The organism is Bifidobacterium pseudolongum subsp. globosum, assembly GCF_004155535.1.
GTDB lineage: Bacteria > Actinomycetota > Actinomycetes > Actinomycetales > Bifidobacteriaceae > Bifidobacterium > Bifidobacterium pseudolongum_C.
In genome coordinates, this window is the sequence record NZ_RYUH01000004.1 from 58,946 (window position 1) to 73,765 (window position 14,820).

General features: G+C 56.8%; 16 protein-coding genes. 8 read left to right on the forward strand and 8 right to left on the reverse strand.

From position 1 onward, the window contains the following. Window positions 1-6 precede the first annotated feature (6 nt). Window positions 7-1,860, forward strand: coding sequence for an ABC transporter ATP-binding protein (locus tag PG2093B_RS00790; RefSeq protein ID WP_129896723.1), 1,854 nt, complete (start codon window positions 7-9; stop codon window positions 1,858-1,860). 73 nt (window positions 1,861-1,933) lie between these two features. Here PG2093B_RS00790 and PG2093B_RS00795 read toward each other — a convergent pair whose 3' ends face one another. Beyond that, complete coding sequence (locus tag PG2093B_RS00795; protein WP_129896724.1) at window positions 1,934-2,521, reverse strand: hypothetical protein; 588 nt, start codon at window positions 2,519-2,521, stop codon at window positions 1,934-1,936. Between the two features lie 452 nt (window positions 2,522-2,973). On the opposite strand from PG2093B_RS00795, the gene PG2093B_RS00800 reads away from it, so the two are divergent. The 3 genes from PG2093B_RS00800 to PG2093B_RS00810 are packed head-to-tail and all read left to right on the forward strand — an operon-like array spanning window position 2,974 to window position 4,857. After that, a complete protein-coding gene (locus PG2093B_RS00800; RefSeq protein ID WP_129896725.1) occupies window positions 2,974-3,654 on the forward strand; it encodes a response regulator transcription factor in 681 nt (226 codons plus the stop codon). Continuing rightward, window positions 3,618-4,523 carry a hypothetical protein gene (locus PG2093B_RS00805; protein ID WP_129896726.1) on the forward strand — a complete coding sequence of 302 codons (906 nt, stop codon included), beginning with the start codon at window positions 3,618-3,620 and terminating at the stop codon, window positions 4,521-4,523. Before PG2093B_RS00800 ends, PG2093B_RS00805 begins: the two co-directional genes overlap by 37 nt. Continuing rightward, the gene (locus PG2093B_RS00810; RefSeq protein ID WP_129896727.1) at window positions 4,507-4,857 is read left to right on the forward strand and encodes a hypothetical protein; all 351 of its coding nucleotides are present in this window, start codon (window positions 4,507-4,509) and stop codon (window positions 4,855-4,857) included. The genes PG2093B_RS00805 and PG2093B_RS00810 overlap by 17 nt, the downstream gene beginning before the upstream one ends. A gap of 41 nt (window positions 4,858-4,898) precedes the next feature. Here PG2093B_RS00810 and PG2093B_RS00815 read toward each other — a convergent pair whose 3' ends face one another. The 5 genes from PG2093B_RS00815 to PG2093B_RS09035 form a co-directional block, all read right to left on the reverse strand. Continuing rightward, window positions 4,899-5,657 carry a hypothetical protein gene (locus PG2093B_RS00815; RefSeq protein ID WP_129896728.1) on the reverse strand — a complete coding sequence of 253 codons (759 nt, stop codon included), beginning with the start codon at window positions 5,655-5,657 and terminating at the stop codon, window positions 4,899-4,901. Beyond that, complete coding sequence (locus PG2093B_RS00820; protein WP_129896729.1) at window positions 5,657-6,436, reverse strand: hypothetical protein; 780 nt, start codon at window positions 6,434-6,436, stop codon at window positions 5,657-5,659. The genes PG2093B_RS00815 and PG2093B_RS00820 overlap by 1 nt, the downstream gene beginning before the upstream one ends. Before the next feature lies 1 nt (window position 6,437). Next, the gene (locus tag PG2093B_RS00825) at window positions 6,438-7,883 is read right to left on the reverse strand and encodes a polysaccharide deacetylase family protein (RefSeq protein ID WP_129896730.1); all 1,446 of its coding nucleotides are present in this window, start codon (window positions 7,881-7,883) and stop codon (window positions 6,438-6,440) included. A 1,122-nt stretch (window positions 7,884-9,005) separates the two neighbouring features. Continuing rightward, a complete protein-coding gene (locus tag PG2093B_RS00830; RefSeq protein WP_129896731.1) occupies window positions 9,006-9,404 on the reverse strand; it encodes a hypothetical protein in 399 nt (132 codons plus the stop codon). Between the two features lie 52 nt (window positions 9,405-9,456). Then, complete coding sequence (locus PG2093B_RS09035) at window positions 9,457-9,789, reverse strand: hypothetical protein (RefSeq protein ID WP_242502762.1); 333 nt, start codon at window positions 9,787-9,789, stop codon at window positions 9,457-9,459. Here PG2093B_RS09035 and PG2093B_RS09115 point away from each other — a divergent pair. Both PG2093B_RS09115 and PG2093B_RS00840 read left to right on the forward strand, forming a co-directional pair. Beyond that, window positions 9,715-10,122, forward strand: coding sequence for a GH25 family lysozyme (locus PG2093B_RS09115; RefSeq protein WP_431520201.1), 408 nt, complete (start codon window positions 9,715-9,717; stop codon window positions 10,120-10,122). The two genes, PG2093B_RS09035 and PG2093B_RS09115, sit on opposite strands and share 75 nt — an antisense overlap. Then, entirely contained in the window at window positions 10,037-10,228 is a 192-nt protein-coding gene (locus PG2093B_RS00840; protein WP_129896732.1) for a hypothetical protein, read from the forward strand. Before PG2093B_RS09115 ends, PG2093B_RS00840 begins: the two co-directional genes overlap by 86 nt. Window positions 10,229-10,567: 339 nt before the next feature. Here PG2093B_RS00840 and PG2093B_RS00845 read toward each other — a convergent pair whose 3' ends face one another. Beyond that, a complete protein-coding gene (locus PG2093B_RS00845; RefSeq protein WP_129896733.1) occupies window positions 10,568-10,972 on the reverse strand; it encodes a hypothetical protein in 405 nt (134 codons plus the stop codon). 108 nt (window positions 10,973-11,080) lie between these two features. On the opposite strand from PG2093B_RS00845, the gene PG2093B_RS00850 reads away from it, so the two are divergent. Together PG2093B_RS00850 and PG2093B_RS00855 are read left to right on the forward strand one after the other, a co-directional pair. Continuing rightward, window positions 11,081-11,749, forward strand: a complete 669-nt coding sequence (locus PG2093B_RS00850) for a phosphatase PAP2 family protein (protein WP_129896734.1) — start codon at window positions 11,081-11,083, stop codon at window positions 11,747-11,749. 134 nt (window positions 11,750-11,883) lie between these two features. Continuing rightward, window positions 11,884-13,626, forward strand: a complete 1,743-nt coding sequence (locus PG2093B_RS00855; RefSeq protein ID WP_165369661.1) for a DUF262 domain-containing protein — start codon at window positions 11,884-11,886, stop codon at window positions 13,624-13,626. Between the two features lie 601 nt (window positions 13,627-14,227). On the opposite strand, the gene PG2093B_RS08920 is transcribed toward PG2093B_RS00855, so the two are convergent. Next, window positions 14,228-14,806 (reverse strand): TetR/AcrR family transcriptional regulator, encoded by a 579-nt coding sequence (locus PG2093B_RS08920; RefSeq protein ID WP_165369662.1) that lies wholly within the window; start codon window positions 14,804-14,806, stop codon window positions 14,228-14,230. Between the last annotated feature and the right edge of the window lie 14 nt (window positions 14,807-14,820).

Sequence of the window (14,820 nt, forward strand, 5' to 3'; positions counted from 1 at the left end):
TGAATTATGCCAGGAGGAATGGGGCCGCACGGCCCGCGCGGTGGCGCGCCCACCGAAACAGCGGATGACCTTGGCGGCGCGCTCAAGGACCTGATGCGGTTCAGCCGCAAGTACATCCCGGCGATCATCGTCGCGCTCGTGCTGGGCGTCGCCGGGACTGTCTGCCAGATCATCGGCCCGGATTATCTGGGCGACATGACCGACGAGATCACCAAGGGTCTGCCCGCGATGATCAACGGCAAGCCGGTGCTGGGGGCCATCGACATGGCCGCCGTCACGCGCATCGGCTGGACGCTCGTGGCGCTGTATGTGGCGTACGCGCTGTGCTCGTATGTGCAGAGCTGGATGATGGCGACTGTCACGCAGCGCACGGCGCAACGCCTGCGCGCTGCGATCGACGTGAAGATGAACAAACTGCCACTCAAATACTTCGACGAGCACAGCAACGGCGACGTGATGAGCCGCATCACGAACGACGTGGACGCCGTGGGGCAGACGCTCGGACAGTCGCTCGGTTCGCTCATCACCTCGGTCACGCTGTTCTTCGGCGCGCTGATCATGATGTTCGCGAACAACTGGCTGCTTGCGTTGTGCGCGATCGTGGCGAGCCTCGTGGGCATGGTGCTGATGCTTGTCGTCATGAAGTTCTCGCAGCGGTACTTTGTCAAGCAGCAGGCGGCGCTCGGTGACGTCAACGGCCACGTCGAGGAGATGTACAGCGGGCACATGGTCGTCAAGGCGTTCGGTGGCGAGGCCGACGCGATCCGCCGGTTCGAACGCTACAACAACGACCTCTACGAGTCCGGGTGGAAGAGCCAGTTCCTTTCCGGCCTGATGATGCCGATGATGAACCTCGTAGGCAATCTCGGGTATGTCGTCGTGTGCGTCGTCGGCGCGTGGCTCGCGATGAGCGGGCGCATCGAATTCGGCGTCATCGTGGCGTTCATGCTGTACATCCGCTTCTTCACGCAGCCGCTTTCGCAGTTCGCGCAGGCGTTCCAGAACCTGCAGCGCTGCGCGGCCGGCGCCGAGCGCGTGTTCACGTTCCTCAACGAACCGGAGCTCACCGACGAATCGTCCAAGCAGCCACTGCTCGGCATGGGCGATAACGGCGAGATCACGCCGGTCGAGGGGCGCGTGAGTTTCGAGCACGTCAGGTTCGGGTATGACGCCGACCGCATGATCATCCATGATTTCTCCGCGGACGTGCAGCCGGGGCAGAAGGTCGCGATCGTCGGGCCGACGGGCGCGGGCAAGACGACGATGGTCAACCTGCTGATGCGGTTCTATGAGATCAACGGCGGCAAGATTTCGATTGACGGCATCGACACCAAGGACGTGCCGCGCTGGAACGTGCATGACCAGTTCTCGATGGTGCTGCAGGACACGTGGGTGTTCCAAGGCACTGTGCGCGAGAACATCGTCTACGCGAAGGAAGGAGTGAGCGACGAGCAGGTCGTTGCGGCGTGCAAGGCCGTGGGATTGCACCGCTACATCATGTCGCTGCCCGAAGGCTACGACACCGTGCTCGACGAATCGGCGACGCTGTCGCAGGGGCAGAAGCAGCTGCTGACGATCGCGCGCGCGATGGTGCAGGATTCGCCGATCCTGATCCTCGACGAGGCGACGAGTTCGGTCGATACGCGCACCGAGGAACTCATCCAGACGGCGATGGACAAGCTCACCGAAGGGCGCACGAGTTTCGTCATCGCGCACCGCCTCTCCACGATCCGGGACGCCGACATAATCCTCGTCATGAAGGACGGCGACATCGTGGAGCGCGGCACACATGACGAGCTGCTTGAACGCGGCGGCTTCTACGCCGACATCTACAACGCGCAGTTCTCTCTGGCGCAGTAGTGGATTGCAGCAGGAGCGCGGCGTGCGAGATTCTGGATCCGCACGCCGCGTTCCTGTGTGGTGTGTTGTGTGGTTATGGGGTTGGTGTGTTCAGTGGGCTCCAGATGGGTGAGGTGTCTTCCCTGAAGTAGTAGTCCTTGCCGTTGGCGATGAAGCAGGTGACGGTGGCGGGGTCGTTGAGGTCGAAGCTGAATTTCGAGGCGGCTTCGCCTCGCTCGTCGTATCGGTCGGTGGTGAAGTTCTTGGTGGCCACGTCGTTGTATTGCGCGTCTTCCTGTTTGAATTGTGTGAGGGTGTATTGGTTGCTGACCAGGTTCTTGCGGCGCAGGCAGTCCACGACAGCGGTGTCCATGTCGGTGTATTGGTTCGGGTTACCTAGGTTGGCGCGGTAGATCTCATCGACATACAGGTATTCCAACTGTTTGCAATTCCCGTTGTCCTCGATGAATTTCTCGTGCTGCTCCTCAGACCAGCCCTCCGACGTCGCATGCCACAGTGGTGATCGTAGTCCATCAACGAATTCCTCGACTACGGGTTTGGTGTATCCTTTCGCCACCACGCAGTCTTGGTAGCGGTTCCATGCGGCGTCGTAGTCGCTTCGCGGGATGACGCCGTCATGGTCCAGCGCGCGACGCAGGATATCCTGCTGCTGCTCCGACATCTCTGTGGATGAGTCAAGTAGGAATTCGATTCTGGCGGTGATGGAAGGAGCCACCTTTTCCGCCATTCCCTCAATGGATGATGATGCAGTGGATGCTTCTTTTGTCGCGTCTGGGTTGCCCCCGCCGCATGCGGAGAATGTACCGACCGCCAGTACGGCGAAGGCAAGCGCACATATGCGCATTAATCCCCGAGGCTTCTTGTACATGGAACTCTTCTCCTCCCACCCCGAACAAATATCAGTGCGCATCGTTGTGCACATATTCATCATGGCTTCCCACTGGCGTCGTTGCAAGCTTCTATACACACTGCGCGTATACACATTCCAAATAATTGATGTTGCACAAGCATATTCGTACTATTTTCTTGATTTCCTGTGGATTATGAACAGATGCAAATCATGGGGATGCGGGTATCGGTATGATTTGACGTATGGAAGGGGCAGGATGACACATGGGTACAGAGCAAACGAAGGGTGTGCCGGCCGGTGTCGGAATTCGCATTGTCTTGGTGGAAAACGATGTTCTTGCCCGCAAGCCACTTGAATACCTGCTCACACGAGCGATGCCGGATTTGCGTATCGTCGAAACCTTCGCCAACGGCACGGATGCCACCCAATACTGTTCGCAGCATCGGCGGTCAATCGACATACTGTTGACCGATATGCACCTGGGGGATGTGGATGGTCCGGCGATTGCATGGCGGTTGCGTCGCGCCGGCAGCATGCTGCCGATACTTGGCATCACGTCATTGCCTCTGAATCATTATCATAATGCGGCTGTTGCTGCTGGAATGCAAGGTTTGTTGCCAAAGTCGAACATTGCGCAAACCGTCGCAGCGTTGCGAGATCTGCAGCAGGGCAAACCTTGTGCGGGGTATGAATCGCCTGCAATGGCGGTGGCGCGTATCAGCAAGAGTCACTCAGTTATGCGCGTGCTCACCGATACACAAGCCAAAGTGCTTGAATTGGCTGCAGACGGCTATGACTCCAACGGAATCGCGCAGCAACTCCATTGTGCCCCGTCCACCGTGCGCAAGCACAAGCATAACATTCTTACCAGGCTCAATGTGACGACGATTCAGGAGGCGGTGGTGCAGTGGACAAGATTCCAGCACATGTTCAACCTCGATTGAAGCCGTGGTCCGATCAGCACTCCAGAAATCGCCGCGGTGCCGGTCCGCTGTGCATCATCGTAATCGTCACTGCCGTATTGGCATGGCATACAATGATGCTGCCTGAGCGCTCACCGTTGCTTGTGGTACTTGTCGCCGTACAGATTGCCCTGTTTTGGCTCTCATACTGGGTACAGCCCTCTTGGATCCCACTTGTGCTCATCTTGGTGCTTTCGATGATAGGGGATTGTGCATTCCCCCAATACAGTGACTATGGCATGAACGCACAGCTTGCTGCGCTTGGACTGCTCGCATACTGGACAAACGACATATGCGCAGGACTCACGCTTGTTGTATTGAGCGCATACCAGTGGATATGGCTCATATTCAGCTCCTATGCGCAATCAGATACCTCTACGGTTGTGCTCTTCATCGCATTGTTTGCCGTTGCCGCACTTATAGGAAGTATCGCGCGTCATCTTGTGGAACGTGCGTATCGGCAACAACAGATGATGCAGGCAATGCGCAGCGGCATTCGCGCCATGGCCATGGATCTCCATGATGCGGTCTCCGGTTCGCTCACGACAGCGGAGCTGCTACTGCAGCAATGCGAAGTCGAAGCAGATATAGCGTCTGCAATCGCTGATCCCATGTGGAAAGAACGTAACCGATGCATCCATGCGGAGACTCATAATGCCGAGGATAACGTGAAGGGAATCGTCGATCTTTTGCTGGCGGAATATGGGGAAAGCGATGAAGAGAAGGCGCAACATCAATCCATTCGTACGATGCTTGATGCACACGATGAGCAGATGTCTGAACAGGGAATCGACGGGCGGTCGGCTCTTGTCACTGGGGGGAGAAGGAGCCGGTGTGCTGCGCGAACATGATATGCGCATGCTCTGTTGGCTCATCGACGCGATTTATGAACGTATACGGCAGTCGCATCCGGATTTCTACGAACTGTCGGCCACTATTGACAATGCACATGCCTCGGTTATGCTGATGCACACTGGAAATACGGCGGCGTTGACTTTGCCGCATATCCCATGGAACAAACGATTACGAGTGCACGTCGAAGCAGAAAAGCGCAAAGAATCCGCCATGGTGTTCATCGCAGTGAGACTGCATCGCCTGAGGCAGCAGACGCAGCAGGAGGCCACTGCCCATTTGCTCGCCAAAATCCAATGTGCACAAACCTGCGGCACCCCTAAGCGGAGTTAGGTGGAGTCCCGCTGGCCTACAGCAGTGGCAAACTATGGATGTCAGCCAAGCGGCTTCCACTCTTCGATCTCGTCGGCGATGGCATTCGGATTGATTCCCACCACGCACGTACGCACCTGTGGATTGCCGAAATCGAAACTGTATGCCTTGCGCCGGCGGGCATATGCCTGCTGTTGGGTGAGCTGCTCGCCGTCGAAAGTCATATTCGTGAACGCATCTGACTCCTTCCGGTACTGGGCGACCGTGTATTCCACAGGAACAAGCTCATGTCGGCGCAGGCAATCCACCATCGCCACGTCGAGATCGCGGTACAGTTCGGGATTCGCCACGTCGTCACGATAGGAGCTTTCCACATACATCACATTGCGGTCGAAGCACGCACCGAAATCATGGTGGAACTTCATCTGCTGTTCTTCGCTGACGCCAGAGAAATTGAAGTGTACGAGGCTGACCACGACGCCATTCACCGTCTGCAATGGCGGTTCAGTATAGCCTTTATGCACCATGCATTGCTTGTAACTGTTCCAGGCAGACAGATAGTCCGCATGGCTGACCTTGCCGCCATGGTTGAGCGCTCGCTTGAGCATGGCGCGCTGGGAATCCTCCATGGGTTCGTCCATCACCGATTGGATGCTCGCCTGCAACGACGACGCCGACCGTTCCCCCGATTCGCCCGAAAGCCATGCATCATCTGAGGGCTGCTTATTTGCCGATTCCGCGCCGCAGCCGCCTGCACACAACATGCAGAAGAGCATAAAAATCGTGACGAGGCAACGCGAATCACGGTCATATCTCATCATCAGAGTGGTTTCCAAGGTTCCAACTCGTCGGCAATCGCGCTTGCGTTCACTCCGGCGACGCATGTACGCACCTGCGAGTCACTGAAATCAAAGCTATACGCTTTGCGGCGCCGCTCATATGACTGCTGTTGGGTGAGGTTCTCACCGTCGAAGGTCATGTCTGTGAATTGTTTGCTTTCTTTGCGGTATTGCGCCACCGTATATTCGACAGGTACCAGATCATGCCGGCGCAGGCAATCGACCATGGCCACGTCAAGATCCACGTACAGTTCCGGATTGACGATGGAATCGCTATAGACGCTTGCCACATAAAGCGATTCCTGTTCCAGACAGGCACTTTGGTCCTGATGGAATTTCATTTGCTGCTGATCGCTCATGCCGGAGAAATCAAAGTGCATCAATTCGACGACCAGTCCGTTCACCATATGCAATGGTGGTGCGTCGTAGCCCTTATCCACCATGCACTGCCGATAGTTGCTCCATGCGGCCATGTAGTCAGTACGGCTCACTTTGCCGTCATGGTCCAAAGCCCGTTCAAGTGCAGTGCGCTGTGCGTCTCCCATTGGCTCTTCCAGGAAGGATTGGATGCTGGCCGATAGCGATGACGCCGATCGTTGCGTCGAGGCGTCACTGCTCCACGCATCGTTTGCGATTTGATTGCTGGCAGTCTCCGTGCCGCATGCACCCAGACACAGCAAACAAAGTGAGATCAGCGCGGTCGCCACACGGAGGCGCGAGCTTCTGCCGCGCTTGCGCAGTTCGGTAATATGTATACCCATATCACTGCGTGAGTTCGGCGCTGGCGGGCGCGGTGTCGCCGCGCGCATAGAACACGGTGCCCGGGGAGAGCTCGCCGGACAGCAGCTGGGAGACCGTGACAAGTGTGAATCCGCGCTCGCGCAGTCCGTTCACGATCTGCGGAATCGCCTCCACTGTGCGCTCATTGCCGTCATGCAATGCGACGATCGCGCCGGAAGACGCGCCATTGAGCACATTGCGCGCGATGTCCGCGGCACTCGTCTTGGGATCCCAGTCGTGTGAATCCACATTCCACAGAATCACCGATTGCCCGTTGCCGCGCGCGGCTTCGGCCACGGCTTCGCTCCACGCGCCGTCCGGTGGCCGGAACAAAGTCGGCTTGACCACGCCGGCGCTCACGATGACCTCGTCGGTGTCGGCGAACCACTTGCCGAGTTCGCTGGGGGAGAGTGTATGCAGCTGCTTGTGCCGCCAGCTCATCGAACCGACGTCGTTGCCCTGCGCGGCCATGGTCGCGAGCAGCTGTGTGTTGCTGCCGGAGACGAACTGACCTTGCACGAAGAACGTGGCCGGCGCATCCGACTGCTGGAGCGCCGCCAGCAGCTGCGGTGTCACCTGCTTGTGCGGGCCGTCGTCGAAGGTGAGCGCAACGCACGCGGCGAATTCGCAGTCGAGCGGCATGGCGTTGACCACCGCGTCCGTGGCGGTGGTGAGTGCGCCGAGCGCGTCGTTGATCTGCGGATTCGTGGCGGCGGAGCCCGGCTCGAGCATTGCGCTCGCGGTGGCTATCTGCGCGTTCAGCTCGCCGCGCAGATGCTCGCTCGCCTTGTTCGCCGAACGCTCGTATGCGGCTTTCGCAACAGTGAGCTGTTTTTGCAGTTCGCCGCGCCGGTCCGAGTTGCGCGCGCCGTCCACGAGCCGGCGCAGCGTGTCGGCGTCGGTCTGCACGTCGCGCATGCGGTTGACCATGCTCGTGCTCGCGGCGCCGAATCTGCGGGCGAGCTCATTGAGGCCGCTGGTGCTTTGGGTGGTTTCGCAGGATGATTTCGTGAGCGCAGACACGGCGTGCGTGTCGTCGATGTGCTCGATCTTGCTTGCGAGCGCGGTGGCGTGCTCTTCGCTGATTGTTTTGCCGTCGCCTTGCGCGAGCTTGGAAGCGTTCGACAGCGTCGTCGTGTATGTGGTGTTGAGTGTGCCGAACTCGCGTTGCGCGGACTCGCAGTCGGCGAGCGCTGCGGCATGTTCCTCCTGCTGGCGGCGATGAGACGCGTTGACGATCGGGATGGTGACCGCCGCGAGCAACCCCGCGATGGCGAGCACTGCCGCGATGACGGCGAGCGCGATGTTGCGGCGGTGGTGTGGGGAAGGTGCGGTGGGCGCCGCTTCTTCACTGGTGAATCCGGTGTCGAAAAAATCGAGATTGTCGTCGTGTTGTTTGTTGGTGTGTTCGGAAGAATCGTCAGCCATGTCGCCCCCTACCTTGTCATGACATTCCACTATTGGATTTCAATAGTACGCCCATTGTCTACGGGATAAACATGTGCGCGTCGGAATATGGGATGACGGATGGCGAATGCGAAAGGGGACTGTTCAATGGTCTCTTTCGCATCCGTCATCCGCTGTGAGGATATCGCATAAGATGCAACATCAAGTGCTGCCTACTGGTTGAGCTTGATTGCTCGGTAGACGCGCAAAGAAGGGAATGTATAAATGTATAGCAGTAGTTGCTATCGATATTGGGGATACCAATTTTCCGATTACGACGGAGCTCCTCTGCCGTGCAGCTCATGTGGATAGGATGCCAACGGATCCTGAGGCGAGGCTTTTGGCGCAAGCCTATGCTGCTTTTATTGGTAATCCCATCTGATAAGTAATAAGTGTCCATGTGGGAATGCTCTTGTTTTAGAAAGCGATATCCTCGTTCGCCCCGCTGCTCTTAATTGGCGAAGAGGATGAAGTTAGGATATGCCTTTGTGCGCGTACGGGTGGCATCGTACGCGCACGGACACATAAGCGGGCCATAGTGCAGCAACCAGTACTGATGTGCAGTAGGCCGCCGCGACATAGGCATTATGTATCCATTGATTCAGCAGGTACCCTACTTCCAGCAATGTAAGAGGGATGAAAGGACTGATGGTGTAGAGAGTTACCTTGCGGCGTTTTGGCGACAATGCGTCATCCATGAGGGTGATTACTGCGAGATGTATGATCAGCACGAAAAAGAACCATAGCGCAAGTGATCCATATAATATGGCGTTGTCCCGTAACCGTTGTTGTGGGGTTGCCGGGCACAGATTGGAGAAAAGGCACTCAGGGGTAGCGTCTGGCGCAGCTTCTTCGGCAAGTGTGAGAGTAGTGAGCCCTGTGATAAGTAGCACCGGTATATCTAATAACAGCAATACGCCAAAAATCCAGGAGAATATAGGCGTGGGCTGGCGTAGGAGGCGCTGAGGGAATAGTATACGAACTACTTGGCGGATTGTGTTGTTCGTCGGCTGCTTACCATTCCGAGGGCTGAGTGTGTTCATATGCTTTGCGCCGTATCTGATAGCAATAGAGGTCGGATGCTGGACTCTTTCATATGGAATATTACAAGACGGTGATTAAAGACATGAGCAGGAGCAGAAAAGACGCAGGTAGAGTAAGGACGGTAACAACGGTGGCTAATATTTGACTGGATTTATCAGTTATATTACTCTGTCGGGTATCGACGGACGTTGGAAACCACACGCCGATTATTCGCACAATAGCACATAGAAACCAGCTCGCTATTCCTGCAATCAATACTGCGGTGAAAGCTGCCCAAGTTGTTTGCTTTGCTCTCCCCAGCCAATCGCCGTGGGCCAATGCCAGATAGATGCATCCCGCTTGAGTGCCCAATCCCAGCCACCAAAGTGCTTTCCGAATGCCCGTAATCCATTGATCGGCGCGAAGGCGCTTTAACTTATCTCGGAAATGAATGTTGTGGATGAGGCGCATACCCATCATCTACTCCCATGGTTGCTGCTCATCAATTGGAAGTAGTATAACATGCGACTACTCAGGAGGCATTCGTGGTCGTTACTCGGCGATAAGACATGAATATGAATGAATATGAAAGGAACAAATTATTCAGGGAATCGATATCAGTAATTGGAAGGCGGATTTCGATCCTGACCGGGTACCATTTGATTTCCTTGTGGTGCAGGCCACGTGGGGTGCGGGTGAGTTCACCGGCAACGGGATCGTGCGTGGCGTATGGACGGGTGCGGACGCGAAGATCCAGCGATGCATTGCGCTCAGCAAACTGTTTGGCTACATGCACTACATTCGTGGAGTCGGTGCTGAAGCCGAGGCTCGGTTCTTCGCAATGAACACGGTCGGCTATCTGCATCACGGTCTGCCCGCTGTGGACTGGGAGGCTGCTGACAATACGGCATGGGGTGATACGGCGTATCTGGATAGGTTCCTGTCTAGGTATGTCCGGCTAACCGGTGTGCATCCTCTGGTGTACGTGCAGCAGTCGGCTATGGCATCCGTCGCTCCGGTGGCAAGCCGGCATGACTGCGGTCTGTGGGTGGCGCAGTACGCAGATGACGCGCCGACCGGCTACCAGTCCCATCCTTGGAACGAGGGCGCATATGCATGCGCGCACAGTGGTGTATGTGGCATGCATGGTGATGGGTGTGGTGGCGTATGTGCTGACTGTGACCACATCCGCGATTGACGCGCCTGCATGGCTTACGGTGGCATGTGCCACGTGCACCGCGGTGCCGGGCTATGTGGCCGCTGCATTCGGGGTGCATTACGATGGCATCAGCATTCGCAGATAGTGACTGATGCGCGTCGTAAGCAAATATGATTGAGGCGATCCAATGTCGATTTGTGCGGCATCCAGAAAGGTAGCCAGCTGGGCTCTATGCAATGGAAGGGTGAAAACCCGTAAGGAGGGTTTACTCGCATTGAGCATGCAGTTGTGTATGGGGCCTGAAACATGGCGCGCGGATTCACAGAGGATTTTGAGGTTGTTTTACAGGAACGCCAAGAGTGGGGTGGGTACCATGTAATCACCGGCCGCAAGGTTGGTGGAAAACTGAATATCTTCTCTTCTTCTTCCCTCTCTATGAGGCCCGGCTTTTGAACCCCTTCGGCCGGGCCTCATTTCTTTTGCCCTACCAACGGCGGCGGGCGAGCCAATAACCCAGCAGCGCCCCGCCCACGAACAGCAGTGCCGGAGCGAAAGAGGAGAGCGTGGCCACCACATCGCCCACCGTCGATGGCATCGGCCTATCCGGCAGGATGTTGTGGAAGTAGCCATACAGCATTGGCGCCGTGGCTCCCACAAGCATCGCGAGCGCATACCAGCGGATCGCCTTGCGCGATCGCTGCCGGAACAGCAGCGCACCGCCGGCGACCGGGCTCGCCACGAGCGTGCTCACCCCACTGACAGGTGTGAACAGTGCGTCGGCGTCGGGCATCAGGGGCACCCGGCCCACCAGCGCAAGGGCCGCCACCCCGAGCACCGCCGCCGTGACCGCTATGCGGTGCCGCCTGTAGAACCGCCTCCACGTACGCATGGGATCATCCACTCCTTGTCAATCAATCGAACTGATGTTCGACTCTCTCTGTGCGCCATTATGCCCATTGCCCGCAGACATGCCGCGCCGCGCGTACAGTGGGCGCTTATGCATGCTTTCTTTTCACGATTCGGCTGGCAGATCCTCGGTGTGCTGTGCCTCGCCGGCGCCGTCGCGCTCGGCGTGGCCGTGCACACGTACCACATCCTGCCCATGGACACCGCCATCTACGGCTGGATCCACACGCACATGATCAACCCGGGGCTCACGCCCGTGATCCGCGCGTTCACGCAGCTCGCGAGCGCGGTGGGCCTCATTGTAATCGCCGTGGTGCTGCTCATCGTGCTGGCTGTGCGCCACCATGCGCGCATCGGCGTGGCGATCGCGCTCAATCTGGCGGTGGAGGCCGCGCTGAACGAGGTCATCAAGGCGATTGTGCAACGCCCGCGTCCGTCGGTGCAGCACTTGGTCGTGGAGCGCGGATTCAGCTTCCCCTCCGGGCATGCGATGGCAGCCACCGCCTTCTACGGGTTCCTTATCTATCTGCTGTACCGCTACCGGCGCCATACCGCGGCTGTTTGGACGCTTATCGTGGCGTTGGGTGCGATCGTGCCGGCCATCATGTTCACGCGCGTGTATCTCGGTGTGCATTATGCGAGCGACGTGCTCGCCGGCTGCCTGTTTTCGATCGCGTACCTGACGCTGCTGTCAGTGCCCGTGCTGCGGCGTACCCTATTGCCGCCGCAGGGCGTAGGTGCAGAAGGCGTTGTTGTGTAACCCGCCGCATCTCTCTTGTTACGGGTAGTGCTTTTGCGGTTATTCCAATTCATGCTATTGTTGTCAACGTTGTGAAATGGCGCTCGATGACGAGCTCCTACAAGGTGCACAACACACAGGGGAAGGAAGGTACAATGGCTGCTACTGAAACCAGCATCAATGTTTCAAAGCAAAGCATTCGAGATTTGCTTTCTGGGGGAACCACTGGAAAATTCCTCATTCCGGAGTACCAGCGACCTTATGCCTGGACTGCCGATCAGGTCGATACATTGCTTGACGATCTGATGGAGTATACAGATTCCATTGAGGATCCCGACAATCCGGATTCTGAATATTTCCTTGGCAGCATCGTTACCTACAGGAATGGCAAAGAACGTGAGGTCATTGACGGTCAGCAGCGGTTGACCACGCTTTTCCTGCTGCTGCGTGCTCTGTACAAAAAACTGGAGAATATGGACGACCCGCAGGGGCGTGACAAGAATTTGATGCAGATGATCACCCCTCTGCTCTGGGTTACCCCAACGCTTACCGGTGTGCCGTCCCGTGACCAGCCGCTCATCTATTCACAGGCCATCAGCGAAGAAGGAAGCAAGACGCTTGGCGTGATTCTTGAAACTGGGTCGATCCCACCAGGCGCCGATGACAACTACGCCAAAAATTACAACCTGATTGTAAAACGACTGGATGAGTTCAGCCAAGAAAAGCCGTTGCTGTTCCTCAACTTTGTTGTCAATCTGCTGCAGAACGTCATTGTGCTGCCAATTGACGCTGATTCTCAGGATACTGCCCTGAGGATCTTCAACACGTTGAATGATCGTGGCTTGCCGCTGTCGGATGCGGATATTTTCAAATCGCAGATGTATAAATTTGCCGGTTCTGGCAGCGAGGAGTTCTCGGACAGCAAGGGATTCATTGACGCATGGAAAGAGCTCGAAGATGACGCCAAGCGGGTCGGAGTGGATATGCAGACTCTGTTCGTGCACAACATGTTTCTGCTTCGCGCCAAGGACAATGACCGCAAAACGACCGCAAGCGCGGCGCGTACATACTATGGGGCGAACAATTTCGACAAACTCCACAATGGGACCAGTTTGAAAGCCCTGCGTGAGATTCTGAATCTGTGGCAAGTGGTCAATTTGCAGGAGCCGATTGACGGTGAATCATGGTCCCAGAATGAGGACGTTCTGCAGATGCTGGATATTTTGAGCGAGTATCCGAATGATTACTGGAAATATCCGACCCTCATGTATTACACCAAGTACCGAAATGACCCTGATTTCGAATCAGAATTCCTTGATTTTCTGCATCGTCTCACCGCGGAACTTGTAGGCGTATACGCATTGACCCCGACGGTAAACGCCATCAAACAAGCCGTGATGAATCTCGATGTAGAAATCAACAATTCGCCGACGCCGAGCTTCAACTTCAAGAGGGTGAATGTTCAGCGGCTCCGGGAAGAGCTCCCCACTCCGCATTTCCGCTTGGTGCGTCTGCTGCTCAAGCTTGTGGCCTATCTGGATTCGGACCAGCATGAGCTGATTCCTGAAAAGTGGGAAATTGAGCATATCTTCCCCCAAAAATGGGAAAACACCAATTTCCCAGAGCTTGCCGATGCTGAGGTCCGCGAACGTATTGAGCATCTAGGCAATAAGACCGCTTTGGAGAAGAAGCTCAACATTCAAGCGAGCAACGGTTTCTTCTCGAGGAAGAGGAGGGAATACGAGAAGAGCGCCATCGCAGCTACGCGACGCATTGCCGAACAACATACCGAATGGAGCGTTGACGACATTCTGGAACGTGATGAGCAGCTGATTGACCTTATCAGCAATACGTTGCAGGAGTGGGGATTGAATCAGACCGCACCGCTTGACGAATAAACTGATGCCGACAACTGATTATTGACATCGATAAGGAGCGGTGGTGGCTCTGGCAGAAAAGTTGCCGCCGCTCCTTCCGTTACCCGTAGTAGGAGAGGGTCGGTGGCTGGAGGGGGAGGCACTTATCCGTAGCGGAAGGGGGATTCCCATGTTGCATTCGCTGTTTAGGTCACTGCCACGGCTGTTGGTGTCGATGGCCAGACACCAACAGCTGTGTAGGACGCGATTGATGGACGTTTATGGGTGACCTCAGACACCAACGTCCATCTTGGGCAGCTGTGGCGACCTTCCGTGACTGAGCTTAGACACCAACAGCTATGTAGGGCGCAATCGGCGGTAGTCTGTGTCTGAGCTCAGACAGGGACGTCCATCATAAGGGAGCATATGGCGTTCAGGAGCGTGGCGGTGAGGGCCGCACATACTGACTCCAACCGTTTGGCTGCATAACGAAAGAGACCCGGCCGGGGGAAGTGGCCGGGTCTCTTGAGAGAGGAAAGAGAAGAAAGAAGGTTTCAGTTATGTCAGCTGTTCGGCTGATGTCTTCAATATAACCACGGCTGTCTTGAGAGAACGGTAGAGAAGCCTGAAAGTATTCTGTGAATTATTGCGTGGGCCGAATCGACGCCCACAGCAGCGCCGCCATATTGTCTGCCCAATCGGCGTGCGAGTCCGGGGATGAGGCGCTGAGCGCCTTGCATGCGAGCATGGACCCGAGCACGGTCTGGAACAGGAACGGCGCGTCGAGGCCGCCGCGGAACGCGCCACTGGCCATGCCCCGGCGCAGGAAATCGTAGAACCGTTCCGCCGCCGGCTCGATCACCCCCTGTGCGATGCTGCGCAGATGGGTGTTTTCCGACGACAGCACGACGCCGATCGCCTTGAGCTCGAACTCCTCGTCGAAACAGTCGATGATGCGCCGCAGCACAGTGCACAATGATTCGCGTGACGGCTCGAGCGCGGAGAAATCCAACGACGGCGCCACGCTGAGCGTGAGATGCCGGATCAGGTCGTCGGTGTTGGCATACCGGCGGTAGATCGTGGTCTTCGCCACGCCCGACCGCCGTGCCACGGACTCGATGTTGACCGCGCCAATGCCTTGGGCGATCATGATCTCGAGCGTGGCGCGCATGATCTTGCTGTCGGTGCGTTCGCGCTGCCGCTCTTTTGTCTCTTTCACCATCCGCTCCCCTCGCC

What these genes read in the sequence shown, in the direction of transcription:
- PG2093B_RS00790 (WP_129896723.1), top strand. Translation starts at nt 7, where the DNA reads ATGCCAGGAGGAATGGGGCCGCACGGCCCGCGCGGTGGCGCGCCCACC.
- PG2093B_RS00795 (WP_129896724.1), bottom strand. Translation starts at nt 2,521, where the DNA reads ATGTCGGAGCAGCAGCAGGATATCCTGCGTCGCGCGCTGGACCATGAC.
- PG2093B_RS00800 (WP_129896725.1), top strand. Translation starts at nt 2,974, where the DNA reads ATGGGTACAGAGCAAACGAAGGGTGTGCCGGCCGGTGTCGGAATTCGC.
- PG2093B_RS00815 (WP_129896728.1), bottom strand. Translation starts at nt 5,657, where the DNA reads ATGATGAGATATGACCGTGATTCGCGTTGCCTCGTCACGATTTTTATG.
- PG2093B_RS00820 (WP_129896729.1), bottom strand. Translation starts at nt 6,436, where the DNA reads ATGGGTATACATATTACCGAACTGCGCAAGCGCGGCAGAAGCTCGCGC.
- PG2093B_RS00825 (WP_129896730.1), bottom strand. Translation starts at nt 7,883, where the DNA reads ATGGCTGACGATTCTTCCGAACACACCAACAAACAACACGACGACAAT.
- PG2093B_RS00830 (WP_129896731.1), bottom strand. Translation starts at nt 9,404, where the DNA reads ATGATGGGTATGCGCCTCATCCACAACATTCATTTCCGAGATAAGTTA.
- PG2093B_RS09115 (WP_431520201.1), top strand. Translation starts at nt 9,715, where the DNA reads ATGCACTACATTCGTGGAGTCGGTGCTGAAGCCGAGGCTCGGTTCTTC.
- PG2093B_RS09035 (WP_242502762.1), bottom strand. Translation starts at nt 9,789, where the DNA reads ATGCAGATAGCCGACCGTGTTCATTGCGAAGAACCGAGCCTCGGCTTC.
- PG2093B_RS00840 (WP_129896732.1), top strand. Translation starts at nt 10,037, where the DNA reads ATGCATGCGCGCACAGTGGTGTATGTGGCATGCATGGTGATGGGTGTG.
- PG2093B_RS00845 (WP_129896733.1), bottom strand. Translation starts at nt 10,972, where the DNA reads ATGCGTACGTGGAGGCGGTTCTACAGGCGGCACCGCATAGCGGTCACG.
- PG2093B_RS00850 (WP_129896734.1), top strand. Translation starts at nt 11,081, where the DNA reads ATGCATGCTTTCTTTTCACGATTCGGCTGGCAGATCCTCGGTGTGCTG.
- PG2093B_RS00855 (WP_165369661.1), top strand. Translation starts at nt 11,884, where the DNA reads ATGGCTGCTACTGAAACCAGCATCAATGTTTCAAAGCAAAGCATTCGA.
- PG2093B_RS08920 (WP_165369662.1), bottom strand. Translation starts at nt 14,806, where the DNA reads ATGGTGAAAGAGACAAAAGAGCGGCAGCGCGAACGCACCGACAGCAAG.